Below are 13,925 nucleotides of genomic sequence, written 5' to 3' on the forward strand. Positions count from 1 at the left end.
TGCGGCGGGCACGCTCGGCAGCATGTATGGAATACAGATTGGCTATGCCAGAGTCTCCACTGCCGATCAGGACCTCACTTCACAGCGGGATGCGCTGTTGCGCCTCGGGGTTCTCGATTCGAACATGTACGTCGATCACGGGTTGACCGGTACCAACCGCGCCAGACCCGGACTTCGAGAGGCCCTCGCCGCTGTCAGGGAAGGCGACACTCTCGTCGTCACCAAGCTCGACCGGCTCGCCCGTTCAGTGCGGGACGCACGTGATATCGCTGATGAACTGACGATGAAAGGGGTTGCGCTCAGTCTCGGTGGCAGCAGGTACGACCCCACCGACCCGGTGGGGCGGCTGCTGTTCAACGTGCTCGCCATGGTGGCCGAGTTTGAACGCGACCTGATCAGCATGCGCACGAAGGAAGGAATGGCGGTGGCCCGCGCGAAGGGCCACCTGAAGGGCACGGCATGGGCAAACGAGGGCGAAGCCGGCTACGACGTCGACGCCCTACAGCGCCGCGGACGCGGACGCCCAGGGCGGGGAGCGGAGCCTGCGCAGGTGGTGACGCTCCGACTGACCGTGGACGAACTCGCCACTGACGCCCGTGCCGCCCGTGAACACAAGTCCCGGTCGGAGTTGATCCGCGAGGCGATCGCTTTGTACATGGCGTGAACATCCACGACTTCGCCCTCACGCACGGAATCACGCCCGGCGACATTCGGCCGACGGCTTCCTGGCCGGCATAGATCGAAGGACTCGACGTCGACTCGCCTGCGCGCCAACTGCGGCTCGGCTTCGACACTCTCCTATGGGTGGCAGGCGCGGAGGCTCTTGCCCCCCGTCAGCGATCGCGTCGTGACGGAGTCATGGGCGCGGTCGCGTGCGCGTCGGCGATAGCCGCATCGAACTCGTGGCGAAGGTACTTCGGAGCCTGAACGCGCCAGGCATCGGTGACCAGCTCGGTCAGATGGTCCGCCGAGATCGCGGCCATCCGGAAGGCCACCTTGGGCTCACTCCAGGGTGTGGTCGTCCGCAGGAACACGTCGGGCTCCATCTGGACGAGGGCGAGTCCATCCATTCGGTCCGCGATCTTGACCGCGACGACGAGCTCGCTTGCGACGATCGCGCGGATGTCGTCGGGGATGCTGGGCCACGGGTGGCACTCCCAGGCGTACAGCTTTCTGCGCACCGACCACGCCGCGCCACCTGTCATCGCACGCTCCTCGCTTCCGGGCAGGCGGTCGGCGATCCTGCGCACGTCGTCGAGGGTGGCCACGGCGCGAGCCTACGCCGCACATCACCCACACCGGGAGGGGTCGGGCGACATGCCCCCGCATCGGGCCGCGACAATGGGCGCATGACCCGTCACTGGACTCCGCTCGCCATCGCCTACCTCGTGCTCGCGATCGCGGGTCTTGTCATCACCTGGACTTTCAATGCGATCGCGATCGCCGAGGGGAACGACTTCATCGGCGATCTCGTCTCGAGCGGGCCGGCGGTGTCGTCGATCACGAACGATCTGCTGGTGGTGGCCATCGCAGGCAGCATCCTGATCATCGTCGAATCGCGCCGCATCGGGATGCGGTTCGCGGGGCTGTACATCGTCGGCTCGGCGGTGACGGCGTTCGCCTTCACCTTTCCGCTGTGGCTCGCGATGCGAGAGCGACGGCTGGCCGCCCGCCGCGCGGAGAACGCTCGACACGAAACGCCGCCTCCCGGCACGGCATGAACCGCGCCGGGACCGGCCGTCCTCGGTCGGTGCCCGAGCAAGACACCGTGCCCTTCGGGGGAGGTGACGCTAGCGCTGCCGACCGCTGCGCTCGGCAGCGATGGCCGTCGCCGGCACCAGGGCGCGGTAGGGCCAGCGCACGAGCCATGCCGGCCAGCGGCTGTGTCGTTCCTCTTCGGCGACTCGGGCTCGGAGGTGTTCCTTGGCGCCGAGTGTGCTCACCGGTCGTTCCGCGTGCAGCTCGATCGCCGCGACGTGCTTGACGTTCTTGTAGCCGTACTGCCCCGGGCTCACGAGCCGCAGTGGGGCACCATGGCGATGATCGAGCGGTTCACCGTTGAGGTTCCAGGCGAGCAACACATCGTCGGCGAACACGTCGTCGACGACGAAGACCGCCCGGTGGCCGTCGAGACCGACGACGACAGCAAACGGCGTTTGGTCGAGCGGGCCGATCGTCGAGGCCCACCAGGTGCGCAGCGGCACCCCGGTCCACGTCTGGTTGAGAACGCTCCAGGTGGTGACGCAGTGAAAGTCGACTGTGCGATCGACGGCCGCCTCGCTTGCGACAAGGTCGCTCACCGGAACGAGGCGCTCGTCGCCGGCCGGCTGTCGGATCTTCAGCGTCGGCTCGGCCGGCACCTCGGGCGGTCGGCGACGTGGATCGTCGGCGAAGCGAGGGAAGACGTCGAGCACGCGCTGCCCCGCCGGCAACCCGACCCTGCGACGGGGCCAGTATCGGCGAGCGTCTCGAAGATGGCCACGCGCGTTCATCGTTGAGCCTTGGCGCCGGCGCCCAACCCGATCAGCACACCGAGTGCGATGCAAACCGGGCTGTACAGGCGACGATTCCATCGTCGGAACTCGGGTGCAACGTCTCCGACGTTCAGCGCTTCGACGGCGAGACCACCGACTCCCCGCACCACGAGAACTCCCGCAGCGAACGTCGAACCGCGCCGAGTCAGCCTGCCGATCGGTCCCTGCCCACCCACCGTCGCCAGCGTTGTGGCGATCGAGGCGGCACCGAGCAGCGCAGCGACCGCTGCGCACGCAGGCGCCCCCGGCATCGGACGCGTGCCGACGACGAGATCGGCGAGTTCGTCGGAGGAGTCAGCGGGCCAGGTCGAACCCGTCGCCCACGCGGCGTGGACGAGACCGGCCGCCCCGACGACGGCTGCACCGAGGAGCCCGGCGGATGTCCGGACCTTCTCCGTACGATTGCGTATGGACACACTCCGTACGGTACTGTATGGATCCGATGAACGGCAACCCGGCACGGCACGCCAACACGCGCGTCGGCAAAGACCAGTGGCTGCGCGGCGCCATCGACCTGATCGCCGAGGAAGGCGTCGGCGGACTGAAGATCGAACCGCTCGCCCGCCGCCTCGGCATCACCAAGGGCAGCTTCTACTGGCACTTCGACGATCGGGCCGACCTCATCGCGCAGGCGCTCGATCTCTGGCTCCAGCTGGCCACGCTCGACGTCATCGAACGCCTTCGAGCGATCGCCGACCCGGAGGCGCGGCTCCGGGCGCTGTTCACCGAGTCGTTCGGCGAACTGGTCGACAGCCCGATCGACGCGCTCCTGCTGGCCCAGGTCGACGATCCGACCGTCGGCCCGGTCATCAAGCGTGCCGCCGCCGAACGCGTCGCGTTCCTCGAGCAGGTGTATCTCGATCTCGGCTTGCCAGGCTCACGGGCTGCCGCGCGGGCACGGCTGACCTACGCCGCGTACGTCGGAACCGGCCAGCTCGCCCGGGCGCTTCCGCCCGATGCGTCTTCCCACCCCGAGGCCGACGCGGCGTACGAACGCGAGCTCGAGATCCTGCTCCACCCATGACCGGTCGTGGCCTGTCGTTCGGGAAAGAAATCCGCACAAACCTGTAAGAGCGATGCCGGTCGATCGTCAGGCCTGGTGAACGGGAGCGGAGAAGCCGCCCCGTCATCCGACAAGGAGACGATCATGAACGCCACCCTCACCTCGGCAACCGCCCTCGCTCTCACCCTCGTCGCGGGTCTTCCCGCGACGCTGCTCGCCGCACCCGCGGCCGCGGCACCGACGACCGCGACGGCCCACACCGACATCGACGACTTCGACGGCGACCTCGAGCCCGACCCCAAGGTCTTCATCGAGGCCTCCGCGACGTGCGAGCCGGGCGCGGGCATCACCTACGCCATCACCACTCACCACTCCCCCGACAACGCCACCGGCATCGAGATGCAGTGGATGGACGAGAACGGTGCGACCGCGCAGAACCTCGCCGAGCACGACACCGTGCCCTCCGGCGAGGGCGTGTTCGACGTGCGGGCGCTCCTTCACACCACCACCGGGTTCTACGCCTCCGACTGGCACCAGGTCATCGTCGACTGCGACACCGACCTGCCGCTGCTCGGCACCCCGGACTTCACGGGCTGAGACCACCAGGACACCGTGATGCACACCGCAGCTCTCCGGAACGCCCTCGCCCTCGTGGGCGCCCTGACGATCGGCGCACTCACCGTGACCGGATGCGGCACCACCGGGGAGGCGACGGTGCAGACCGCCCCCGCCTCCCCGGGCACCGCCGCCGACACCTCCGGCCCGGATGCCGCCGCCGAGCCCGCCCAGGTCGCCCGTCTCACCGCCGCCGCCGACGTCTTCGACGCACCGGACGGCGGGGTGGTCCGCACGTTGAACGCGGCGACCGGCTTCGGGTCGCAGACCGTGCTGCTCGTCACCGATGCAGACCGCTCGGGGTGGCTCAAAGTGATGCTCCCGGGCCGGCCGAACGGGGCGCTCGGGTGGATCCGCTCCGATGCCGCCGAGGTGCGCGAGGTCGCCCTCGAGGTGCGCATCGACCTCGCCGCCCGGGAGCTGTCGCTCCTCGACGCGGGCACGGCGGTGTGGACGACCCCGACCGCCATCGGCGACCCCGAGCATCCCACCCCGACCGGATCGTTCTACGTGACCGACAAACTCGACACCGGTGACCCGAACGGCGCCTACGGCCCGTACGCGCTGGGGCTGTCGGCCCGGTCCGACGTGCTCACCGAGTTCGCCGGGGGTGACGGACAGATCGGCATCCACGGCACCAACCTGCCGGGCAGCATCGGGCAGGCCGTCTCGCATGGGTGCCTGCGCATCGACAACGCCCTTGTCGCCGAACTGGCCGCTCTGCTACCCCTGGGTACACCGGTGACGATCTCGTGACCACGGAAGGACACCCTGGTGGAGCGTCCAGAACGCCCCGAGGCACGGCGCGACGCCGAGCTCGTCGACGCGGTCCGCGCCGGATCCCCCGACGCCTTCGCCGGCCTGGTCGACGCGTGGTTCGACCGGTGCTGGGAGGTGTCGTGGCGCATCCTCCGCGACCGCGACCGGGCCGCCGACGTCACCCAAGACGTCTTCCTCACGGCGTGGCAGAAACTCGACACCCTGGCCGAGCCCGGAGCGTTCGGCGGGTGGGTGCTCCGCATGTCGCGCAATAGAGCCCTCGACCGGCTCGCCCACGAACGCCGCACCCAGCCCACCGACGAGGAGTGGATGCTCGAACCGCGCGACCCGACCGTCAGCGCCCTCGGCGACCCCGAGCGCGAAGCGGTCCGGTCCGAGGCGCACGATCTGGTGTGGGATGCTGCCGCCGCCCTCGGCGAACGCGACGCGAGCATCCTCGACCTCCACCTGCGGCACGGCCTCGAACCGCGCGAACTCGCCGGAGAGCTGGGGATCGACCCGAACGCCGCCCACCAGGCCCTGCATCGGATGCGTGGACGGCTCGGCGTCGCGATCCGCGCGCGGATGCTGTGGCGCAGGGGCAACCCCGGCTGCGCGGCGCTCGCCGCCGACCTGCACCGTGCACCGTCGACACAGTTCGACACGCGTCTGGTGCGCGTGATCGACCGGCACGTGAAGAACTGTGCCGAGTGCACCGACCGGCAGCGGCGTGCTGCGGTCACCCTCGCCGCGTTCGCCGCGGCGCCCTTCGTCGCCGCCTCGCCGGCGCTGCGGGCCACGAGCGCGCAGGCGCTCGCCGCCCACGGCGTTCCGGTGCCCGCGGAGTGGACGGCCGCGTCGGCACCCGAAGACGGGGCCGGGGCCGGGGCCGGGGACGGCGAGGCCGGGGACGGGGACGGGGTCCGGGACGGCGAGGCCGGTGAGGGGGCGGTGTCGCCGGCGGCCGGGGTCGCCCGCGCGGACCGCGCTCGGTCGCAGCGGACCGGGATGATCGTCCTGGCCGTCACCGGCGTGCTGCTCCTCGCGGCGGGTGTCGGTGTGGTCGCCGGCGTGCGGGGATCCCCGGCACCGGTCGAAACGACGACCCCGAGCCCGGGCCCCTCGATCCCGGCCTCCGCGAGCCCGACGCCGGTCGCTTCGACGACGCCACCGGTCACGTCCCCCGCGCCGTCATCGCCGGTGCCCACCCCGACGGTGCCGGCTCCGGCGCCGAGCGAGCCCGCCCCTGAGACGACTCAGCCCGCATCGCCGGCACCGACCGTTCGGGTGTCCGCGGTCTGGGTCGGCGTCGACGGATGCCCCGACGAAACACCGTTCCTCTATCGCGTCACCTGGTCGTCGAGCGACGCCGACACCGCGCGCCTCGGCGGCAGCTGGGGCGACGATGAGGTGGCTCTGGCGGGCGTCGCCGAACGCTGCGGCCCGCAGAGCGCCCGCTTCACGCTCACCGCGATCGGGCCCGGCGGCCAAGCCGTCGCGACGGCGGAGGCCCAAGCGACGCCGGCCGGCTGACGCGGCTTCTCATGCGACGGTCTGGAAAGATGGCGTGGCGACCCCTGGAGGAATGAACGTTGATCGAGATCCTGAGCCCCGCGCAGGTCGACCAGGCCCGGGTGACCGGTGCGCTCGTCGCCGATGTCCTGCAGGCGATGAAAGCCCGCGCGACCGTCGGCACGAACCTGCTCGAGATCGACGAATGGGCCAAGGAGATGATCCTGGGCGCCGGGGCGGTCTCCTGCTACGTCGACTACGCCCCGTCCTTCGGCAACGGACCCTTCGGCCACTACATCTGCACCGCCGTGAACGATGCCGTGCTGCACGGGATGCCGCACGACTACGCCCTCGCCGACGGCGACCTGCTCACCCTCGATCTCGCCGTCATGACCGGGGGGATCGCCGCGGATGCCGCGATCAGCTTCATCGTCGGCGACACCCAGGACCCGGCCGACCTCGCGATGATCGACACCACCGAGCGGGCGCTCGCCGCCGGTATCGCCGCGGCCCGCCCCGGCGCGAAGATCGGTGACCTCTCGCGCGCCATCGGCACCGTCCTCAAGGGTGACGGCTACCTCATCAACACCGAGTTCGGCGGTCACGGGATCGGCACCACGATGCACGGCGACCCGCACGTCCCCAACACCGGCCGCCCCGGCCGCGCGGCTATCCGCTGCGCCCCGGGCTCCTGCTCGCCCTCGAGCCCTGGATCATGGCCGACACCGACAAGCTCGTCGTCGACGACGACGGCTGGACACTCCGCAGCGCCACCGGCAGCCGCACCGCGCACACCGAGCACACCATCGCCATCACCGAGACCGGGGCTGAGATCCTCACCCTTCCCTCCGCACGCTGACCCCGCTCCCGCGCGCACGGCGCGACCGGGTCACTCCGCGTCGGAGGACTCCGAGCACAGCCGCCACTCGGTGACGACCGCGCGGTGGTCGCTTCCCTCGACCGCGAAGCTCTCCCAGCCCACGGGATCGGCCCCGCGGGCGAAGGTGTGATCGATCGCCGTGAAGGCGGGCACCACCTTCTCTTCGGGCCAGGTGGGCCAGGGGATCGGTCCCGCGGCGGCAGCGCCGGGGCGAAGCTCGGAGGACAATCGGCGAAGCGCCGGGTGGGCGAACGAGGCGTTGAAGTCGCCGGCGATGATGAGGGTGTGCGCGGGGGTCTGGTCCACCCACGCGGCGATCTCGTCCAGTCCGCTGAGCCAGCCGTTCGGTTGCCACACCGGCGGCGGCGGGTGGACGGCGGCCAACCGCACCTCGCCCGCCCCGGGCACCGCCGCGATCGCGCTGACCTGGTCGAACTCGCTGCCGGGCACATCCTCCTCCGATGACAGCGGGAAGGTGGAGAGGATCACGCTTCCGCTCGCTTGTCCCTGCGTGACCTCGCGGGTGCGGTGGGGGAGCGCGGCGGCGAGATCGGGCTCGCTCCGCACGGCGTCGATGAGCGTCTCGTCCACCTCGACCAGCGCCACCGCATCCGGCTCGGTCGCCCGGATCAACTCGGCCAGGCCGTCGGGATCAGCACCGGAGAGCTTGGCGTTGAACGACAGCACGGTCATCGGTGTGCCGGCCTCGCATGCCTGTCCCGCCTCGACGGGGGTGAGGGTCGGGATGCCGCTGATCGCGGCGCCAATCACCAAGACCAGCGCCGCCAGCCACAACCGCATGACTAGCGAGATCACGGCGAGCACGAGAAGGCCGACCGCGGCCAGGGGCACCAGCGCCTGCGCGATCGGGATCGCGGCCACTCCGCGGATCTCGAGATAGGGAAGCGCGGCGACGGCGAGAGAGATCACCAGCGCGATCGTCGTCCCCACGATCACCTGTCGCCGTGTCCGCCGACGGGCGCCGGGTCGTGCGCTCTCCGTGATCATCGCCAACATCCTGCCACCCGGCTCCCGCGCTGACTGGGAGTGCCATCCGACCCCGCCCGCGCCCCGCCCCGGAACGCGGGACCACATGAACGTGTGGCGCAAGCCCTGTCCGCGCTCGGACACCGGGCGCGAAGATGGGAGGCATGACAGTGGATGTGACCGTGGTTGGTGGCGGGATCTCGGGCCTTGCGTGTGCGCGGGCGGTGACGGCCGCCGGAAAGTCGGTCCGCGTTCTCGACCGCGGCCGTCGTGTCGGTGGGCGTCTGGCGAGCCGGACGCTCTGGGACCGACCCGTCGACCTCGGCGCCTCCTACTTCGTGGTCGGTGAATCCGCGCCGTTCGAAGAGGTCGTCGACGAGTGGCGTGACCGGGGGCTCGCCCGGCCGTGGACCGACACCTTCGCCGTGATCGGCGCAGACGGTGACCAGACGCAGAAGAGCGGGCCGATGCGCTGGGCTGCTCCGCGCGGACTTCGCTCCCTCGCGGTGGACCTCGCTGAGGGTCTCGACGTCTGCGCCGAGACCACGGTCGCGGCGGTCGAGCCGTACCGCGTCGACGGTGAGGACGCCGGGGAGGTCGTCCTGGCCATGCCCGGGCCGCAGGCGGCACGCCTGACCGCACGCGCGCCCGGTGGCGACGTGGGCTGGGAGCCGGTCATCGCCGTCGCGCTGCGGTGGGACACGCGCCGGTGGCCCGCCGATCTGCACGGCGCGTTCGTCGACGACCATCCCGACGTGGCCTTCATCGCCGACGACGGCGACCGACGCGGTGACGCCGCGCCCGTGCTCGTGGTGCACACCACGACGTCGCGCGCGCGAGACCACCTCGACGACCCGAACGGCGCGGTCCCGACCGTCATCGCGGCCACGCGCGACCTGCTGGGCATCGAAGTCGACCCCGTCGCGACCCACGCCCACCGCTGGACGTTCGCCCGCCCCATCCGCACGACGGGTGAGCCGTTCTTCTCCACTCCGGGGCTCTCCGCCTGCGGCGACGCCTGGGGTGACCGCTCCGCCGTGCGCACCGCGTGGGAATCCGGGCACGCTCTGGGCCTCGCGCTCGCCGGCGCGTAACCGGCGGAAACGGGCGGTGACCCGTGGATAGATGCTGCTCGTGCTCCCATCCACCAGCGTGTCGCGGCGGCCTTCCGGCGGGTCGCCCGCACGGGAATCCACCCGGTCAGACGGAGTCGCGCAGAATGACCTGAGTCGGAAGTGTGACCCGCACCGGGGGGCCGGCGGGGCTCGCGCAGAGGTCGCGCAAGGTTCGGACCATGAGCGCGCCCAGGTCGACGAACGGCTGAGCGATGGTGGTCAGGTGGGGCTCGACTGCCGTAGAGATCACGGTGTCGTCGAACGAAACGAGGGATACGTCCCGTGGCACCGAGCGCTCGCGCTCGCGCAACGTCGCAAGGGCGCCCGCCGCCATCAGGTCGCTCATGACGAAGACCCCGTCGACTGTGGAGTCGCGGTCGAGCATCTCCGCCATCGCGACGGCGCCGCCGTCACGTTGGAAGTCCGCGGTGACGACGAGGTCGTCCGCGATGTCGTGGCGAAGGAGTGTCTCGCGCCAGCCCCGCAGCCGATCTTGTGTGACGCCGAGCTCCGGCGTGCCGGTGATAACCCCGATCCGGCGTCGATCTGCCTGCACGAGCAACTCGGCTGCCGCGCGCGCGCCGCCGACATTATCCGCGTCGACGTACGACACCGGGAGCGAATCAGATTCCGACGGCCGTCCCATGTACACGACCGGCAGCCCGGAGTCGGCAAGAAGGCGGGGCAGCTCGGTGTTGTGTGCCTCGAGCACGACGAGCGCCCCGTCGACATGACTGGACGAGAGATAGCGAAGGAACTTCTCATCGGAGTCCGAGCGGGCACGGACAACCATGACGAGTTGCTGCTCGGAGCCCGCGATCTCGCGGATGGCACCCTGGAGGACGCTGGCGAAGAAGGAGTTGCTCATTCCCCAGATGTCGCTCTCCGGAACGATCAGTGCGATGGCATCGTGGCGGCCGAGTGCCAGTGAACGTGCCGCGGGATTGGGTCGGAAGCCGAGGGTTTCAGCGGCCTCGAGCACCGACTTCGCCAACGGGGCTTTGACCGTGGTGACCCCGTTCATGGCACGCGATGCCGTTGTCCGTGACACGCCCGCCAGGGCGGCCACGTCGTCCAAGGTGACCACGAACCACTCCTCTGTCGACGACCGCGTTCTGAAGGTAGCGCTTCCATAGCAAGGGCGTCCACTCGACGAATATGTTGCAGCCTCTTGCATAACCCTGATCGACTGACATATGGTGACTCTGGCCCGCAAGGAAGCGCTTCCTTTATCAACATAGTGCGCACCGCTTGCGTGGAGCAACCAAAGAAGTCTGCAATCACTCACTGTGGAGGAACCATGAAGGCACGCAAGACCTTGTCGGCGATCGTCGCGGGAGGTGCCGCGTTGGCCTTGCTCGCGGGATGCTCCGGCGGCTCATCGGGTGGATCGAGCGATGACGGCAACGTCGAACTGAACGTCTGGACGTTCGGCGGCATGGGGCTCGACGACCTGTTCGAGAAGTACCAGGCGGAGAACCCGAACGTCACTCTCAAGATCACGAATGCGGGGGGAGCGGACGAGCAGGCGCAGGCCCTCACGACTGCGCTCGCTGGTGGGAAGGGGCCGGACGTCGCGGCAATCGAGATCGGCTACATGGCTCAGTTCAAGGCGCAGCCGCAGAACTTCGTCGACCTTCGCACGCTGGGCGCCGATGACATCCAGCCCTCGTTCCTCGATTGGCGCTGGGAGCAAGGCGTTGCTGCGGATGGATCAGTCGTGGGCATCCCGACCGACGTCGGCGGACTCGCCATGGCCTATCGCACCGACCTGTTCGAGGCCGCGGGGCTCCCGACGGATCGGGACGAAGTGAGCGCTCTGTGGCCGACGTGGGAGGACTTCATCGACGTCGGCAACCAGTACACCGAGGCGACCGGCAAGGGCATGGTCGACAACGTCGTCAACTCGGTCTACAACCCGGTCGTCCGTCAAGGCGATCAGATGTACTACGGCGACGGCCCGGAGGACTTCGTCTACGAGAGCAACCCGCAAGTTCAGAAGGCGTTCGACCTCGCGCTCGATTCCCTGGGCCTGTCGTCGCGGATCGGATCGTTCAGCGAGGAGTGGAACGCGGGCATGAACAACGGCGACTTCGCCGTACTTGCTGCCCCGGCGTGGATGACCACCTACATCTCGCAGCAGGCCCCCGATACGTCGGGCAAGTGGGACATTGCTGCTGTTCCGGAAGATGCGGGCAACTGGGGCGGAAGTCAGCTGACCATTCCGAAGAACTCGGAGCACCCGGAGGAAGCGTACGAGTTCATCTCATGGCTGATGGCCCCGGAGCAGCAGCTCGAGGTCTTCCAGACGCACGGCAACTTCCCCTCGACACCGGAGCTCTACGAAACGCCTGACATCCAGGAGTTCACGAGCACGTTCTTCAGTGACGCTCCGGTCGGTCCGATCTACGCCAACAGCGTCGAGACGATTCAGCCGATCTACGAAGGGCCGCAGCAGCGCATCATCGACAACGCGATCCAGAACACGATCGGTCAGGTCGAGAACGGCGAGGAGCCCGCCGACGGCGCGTGGGAGCGAGCGATGGACAACGTCGAGACCGCGCTCCAGTAAGCACCCATTTCGGATGGGTCCGAGCGAACGTCTCGGGCCCATCCCCCATTCGAAAGAAGTCCACTGTGACACTCACGACCTCCAGCCGGGCGGTGACATCAACGGGGACGGCGAATCGTCGTCCATCGCGCAAGATCCGCTCGGCAAGTCGGATGGACGCCGCGTCGCCCTACCTCTACATCGCGCCGTTCTTCGTCATCTTCGCGGTGTTCGGGCTGTTCCCGACGCTCTTCACCTTCTACGTCGCGCTCTTCGACTGGAATCCCATCGGAGGCCAGACCTTCATCGGCTTCGAGAATTTCACGAAGCTGTACGGCGATCCGCGATTCTGGAATGCGCTGCGCAATACGTTCAGCATCTGGATCCTCTCCACCGTCCCGCAGTTGCTGTTCGCCCTGTTTCTGGCCCAGCTGTTGAACCACGCCCGACTGAAGTTCGCGAATTTCTTCCGCATGGCGATGCTGGTGCCCTACATCACCTCCGTCGTTGCGACCACGATCGTCTTCGCCTCGTTGTTCGGGCGCGACTACGGACTGATCAACTTCGTTCTCGGCTGGTTCGGCATCGAGAACATCGACTTCGAGGCGAGCACCCTCGGGAGCCACGTGCTGATCGCCACGATGGTGATGTGGCGTTGGTTCGGCTACAACACGCTCATCTACCTGGCCGCTTTGCAGGCCATTCCGAGAGACATCTACGAGGCTGCCGCGATCGATGGAGCCGGGGGATTCAAGCAGTTCGTCTTCGTGACGATCCCGTCCCTGAGGCCGGTGATCATCTTCACGGTCATCGTGTCGACCATCGGCGGGTTGCAGATCTTCACCGAACCGCTGCTCCTGTCGGCGCCGGGACTCACCGGTGGCGCGGGACGGCAGTTCCAGACACTCACGCTCTTCCTGTACGAGCAGGGTTTCGGAAACTTCGAGTTCGGATACGGGTCAGCGATCGGGGTCGTTCTGTTCCTCCTGATCGTGGCCTTCTCCCTCATCAACTTCTTCCTGTCTCGACGCATCTCGTCGGACGAGTGAAAGCGACACCATGACCGAGACTATGACCTTGCTCGCTGCCGAAGCGGGTGTGCCGATGAAGAAGATGCGCAGGAGAGGTTTCTCCGGCCGCGTTCGCTGGTGGACGTACCTCTTCCTCAGCCTTGCCGCGTTCGTCTGCATCTTTCCGCTCTATTGGATGTTCGTCGTATCGACGAACGACTCGGCGGCGGTGTCTCAGATGCCGCCGACGGTCGTACCGGGCGGGAACTTCTTCACCCTTGCGGAGCAGGTGTTCACCACCGTCCCCTTTATCCAGAGCATCATCAACTCGTTCATCGTGGCCGGCAGTATCGCCGTCGCTCAGGTAGTCCTCTGCACGCTCGGCGGCTTTGCCTTCGCCAAGCTGCATTTCCGGGGGCGGAACACCCTGTTCGTCTTCGTCATCGCGACGCTGATGGTCCCGACGCAGCTCTCGATCATCCCGCTGTATATGGTGATGGCCAAGCTCGAATGGATCGATACCCTGCAGGCCCTGATCGTGCCCGGGATGGCGAGTGCGTTCGGGATCTTCTGGATGCGGCAGCACATCTCGTCGGTCTTGAGCGATGAACTCATGCAGGCAGCTCGCCTCGACGGGTGCAGCACGTGGCAGATCTACTGGCGCATCGCGTTCCCCCTGGTCAGCTCGGCCGGATTCGTGCTTGGCCTGCTCGCCTTCGTCACCGCGTGGAATGACTTCCTCTGGCCGCTCATCGTGCTGCAATCCCCCGAGAACTACACGGTGCAACTCGCGATCAAGGCATTGCAGAGTCAATACTTCGTTGACTATGGACTGGCGATGTCGGGGTCGTTCCTGGCGACGATTCCGCTGCTCATCCTGTTCTTCTTCGTCGGCCGACGCATGGTCGCCGGCGTCATGGACGGCGCCTTCAAGGGCTGATCCCCAGGCCTTGCCACCC

General features: G+C 68.3%; 15 protein-coding genes and 1 pseudogene. 11 read left to right on the top strand and 5 right to left on the bottom strand.

What is annotated here, in order from left to right; translation table 11 throughout:
- Nucleotides 1-22 precede the first annotated feature (22 nt).
- Nucleotides 23-664 (top strand): recombinase family protein, encoded by a 642-nt coding sequence (locus RZO50_RS04390; RefSeq protein ID WP_322598748.1) that lies wholly within the window; start codon nucleotides 23-25, stop codon nucleotides 662-664.
- Nucleotides 665-833: 169 nt separating this feature from the next.
- Here the strand turns inward: RZO50_RS04390 and RZO50_RS04395 are convergent, their stop codons facing one another.
- Entirely contained in the window at nucleotides 834-1,268 is a 435-nt protein-coding gene (locus tag RZO50_RS04395; RefSeq protein WP_322598460.1) for an MmcQ/YjbR family DNA-binding protein, read from the bottom strand.
- Nucleotides 1,269-1,349: 81 nt separating this feature from the next.
- Here RZO50_RS04395 and RZO50_RS04400 point away from each other — a divergent pair, with 81 nt between their 5' ends.
- Nucleotides 1,350-1,721, top strand: a complete 372-nt coding sequence (locus RZO50_RS04400) for a DUF2834 domain-containing protein (RefSeq protein WP_322598461.1) — start codon at nucleotides 1,350-1,352, stop codon at nucleotides 1,719-1,721.
- A 69-nt stretch (nucleotides 1,722-1,790) separates the two neighbouring features.
- Here RZO50_RS04400 and RZO50_RS04405 read toward each other — a convergent pair whose 3' ends face one another.
- Both RZO50_RS04405 and RZO50_RS04410 read right to left on the bottom strand, forming a co-directional pair.
- Nucleotides 1,791-2,414 (bottom strand): molybdopterin-dependent oxidoreductase, encoded by a 624-nt coding sequence (locus RZO50_RS04405; RefSeq protein ID WP_322598462.1) that lies wholly within the window; start codon nucleotides 2,412-2,414, stop codon nucleotides 1,791-1,793.
- 74 nt (nucleotides 2,415-2,488) lie between these two features.
- Complete coding sequence (locus tag RZO50_RS04410) at nucleotides 2,489-2,950, bottom strand: DUF3995 domain-containing protein (RefSeq protein ID WP_322598463.1); 462 nt, start codon at nucleotides 2,948-2,950, stop codon at nucleotides 2,489-2,491.
- A gap of 26 nt (nucleotides 2,951-2,976) precedes the next feature.
- Between RZO50_RS04410 and RZO50_RS04415 the strand changes: the two genes are divergently transcribed.
- From RZO50_RS04415 to map, 5 genes and pseudogenes are all read left to right on the top strand, one after another.
- On the top strand, nucleotides 2,977-3,558 hold the full coding sequence (locus RZO50_RS04415; RefSeq protein WP_322598464.1) for a TetR/AcrR family transcriptional regulator: 582 nt from the start codon (nucleotides 2,977-2,979) through the stop codon (nucleotides 3,556-3,558).
- 123 nt (nucleotides 3,559-3,681) lie between these two features.
- Nucleotides 3,682-4,134 carry a hypothetical protein gene (locus RZO50_RS04420; RefSeq protein ID WP_322598465.1) on the top strand — a complete coding sequence of 151 codons (453 nt, stop codon included), beginning with the start codon at nucleotides 3,682-3,684 and terminating at the stop codon, nucleotides 4,132-4,134.
- An 18-nt stretch (nucleotides 4,135-4,152) separates the two neighbouring features.
- Entirely contained in the window at nucleotides 4,153-4,908 is a 756-nt protein-coding gene (locus tag RZO50_RS04425; protein ID WP_322598466.1) for a L,D-transpeptidase, read from the top strand.
- An 18-nt stretch (nucleotides 4,909-4,926) separates the two neighbouring features.
- Entirely contained in the window at nucleotides 4,927-6,444 is a 1,518-nt protein-coding gene (locus RZO50_RS04430) for an RNA polymerase sigma factor (RefSeq protein WP_322598467.1), read from the top strand.
- Nucleotides 6,445-6,503: 59 nt separating this feature from the next.
- Nucleotides 6,504-7,282: pseudogene (gene map, locus RZO50_RS04435) on the top strand (type I methionyl aminopeptidase).
- 30 nt (nucleotides 7,283-7,312) lie between these two features.
- On the opposite strand, the gene RZO50_RS04440 reads toward map, so the two are convergent.
- Nucleotides 7,313-8,311: an endonuclease/exonuclease/phosphatase family protein gene (locus RZO50_RS04440; protein WP_322598468.1), complete on the bottom strand. Its 999-nt coding sequence runs from the start codon at nucleotides 8,309-8,311 to the stop codon at nucleotides 7,313-7,315.
- A 143-nt stretch (nucleotides 8,312-8,454) separates the two neighbouring features.
- Between RZO50_RS04440 and RZO50_RS04445 the strand changes: the two genes are divergently transcribed.
- Nucleotides 8,455-9,384 carry an NAD(P)/FAD-dependent oxidoreductase gene (locus RZO50_RS04445; protein WP_322598469.1) on the top strand — a complete coding sequence of 310 codons (930 nt, stop codon included), beginning with the start codon at nucleotides 8,455-8,457 and terminating at the stop codon, nucleotides 9,382-9,384.
- A 106-nt stretch (nucleotides 9,385-9,490) separates the two neighbouring features.
- On the opposite strand, the gene RZO50_RS04450 is transcribed toward RZO50_RS04445, so the two are convergent.
- Nucleotides 9,491-10,492 (bottom strand): LacI family DNA-binding transcriptional regulator, encoded by a 1,002-nt coding sequence (locus RZO50_RS04450; protein ID WP_322598470.1) that lies wholly within the window; start codon nucleotides 10,490-10,492, stop codon nucleotides 9,491-9,493.
- Nucleotides 10,493-10,705: 213 nt separating this feature from the next.
- On the opposite strand from RZO50_RS04450, the gene RZO50_RS04455 reads away from it, so the two are divergent.
- The 3 genes from RZO50_RS04455 (at nucleotide 10,706) to RZO50_RS04465 (ending at nucleotide 13,906) form a co-directional block, all read left to right on the top strand.
- Nucleotides 10,706-11,977: an ABC transporter substrate-binding protein gene (locus RZO50_RS04455; RefSeq protein WP_322598471.1), complete on the top strand. Its 1,272-nt coding sequence runs from the start codon at nucleotides 10,706-10,708 to the stop codon at nucleotides 11,975-11,977.
- Between the two features lie 152 nt (nucleotides 11,978-12,129).
- Complete coding sequence (locus RZO50_RS04460) at nucleotides 12,130-13,005, top strand: carbohydrate ABC transporter permease (RefSeq protein WP_322598472.1); 876 nt, start codon at nucleotides 12,130-12,132, stop codon at nucleotides 13,003-13,005.
- Between the two features lie 22 nt (nucleotides 13,006-13,027).
- A complete protein-coding gene (locus RZO50_RS04465; protein WP_322598473.1) occupies nucleotides 13,028-13,906 on the top strand; it encodes a carbohydrate ABC transporter permease in 879 nt (292 codons plus the stop codon).
- Nucleotides 13,907-13,925 lie beyond the last annotated feature (19 nt).

It is taken from the genome of Microbacterium xanthum (genome assembly GCF_034531355.1).
Classification (GTDB): domain Bacteria; phylum Actinomycetota; class Actinomycetes; order Actinomycetales; family Microbacteriaceae; genus Microbacterium; species Microbacterium xanthum.

What these genes read in the sequence shown, in the direction of transcription:
- RZO50_RS04390 (WP_322598748.1), top strand. Translation starts at nt 23, where the DNA reads ATGTATGGAATACAGATTGGCTATGCCAGAGTCTCCACTGCCGATCAG.
- RZO50_RS04400 (WP_322598461.1), top strand. Translation starts at nt 1,350, where the DNA reads ATGACCCGTCACTGGACTCCGCTCGCCATCGCCTACCTCGTGCTCGCG.
- RZO50_RS04415 (WP_322598464.1), top strand. Translation starts at nt 2,977, where the DNA reads ATGAACGGCAACCCGGCACGGCACGCCAACACGCGCGTCGGCAAAGAC.
- RZO50_RS04420 (WP_322598465.1), top strand. Translation starts at nt 3,682, where the DNA reads ATGAACGCCACCCTCACCTCGGCAACCGCCCTCGCTCTCACCCTCGTC.
- RZO50_RS04425 (WP_322598466.1), top strand. Translation starts at nt 4,153, where the DNA reads ATGCACACCGCAGCTCTCCGGAACGCCCTCGCCCTCGTGGGCGCCCTG.
- RZO50_RS04440 (WP_322598468.1), bottom strand. Translation starts at nt 8,311, where the DNA reads ATGATCACGGAGAGCGCACGACCCGGCGCCCGTCGGCGGACACGGCGA.
- RZO50_RS04445 (WP_322598469.1), top strand. Translation starts at nt 8,455, where the DNA reads ATGACAGTGGATGTGACCGTGGTTGGTGGCGGGATCTCGGGCCTTGCG.
- RZO50_RS04455 (WP_322598471.1), top strand. Translation starts at nt 10,706, where the DNA reads ATGAAGGCACGCAAGACCTTGTCGGCGATCGTCGCGGGAGGTGCCGCG.
- RZO50_RS04460 (WP_322598472.1), top strand. Translation starts at nt 12,130, where the DNA reads ATGGACGCCGCGTCGCCCTACCTCTACATCGCGCCGTTCTTCGTCATC.
- RZO50_RS04465 (WP_322598473.1), top strand. Translation starts at nt 13,028, where the DNA reads ATGACCTTGCTCGCTGCCGAAGCGGGTGTGCCGATGAAGAAGATGCGC.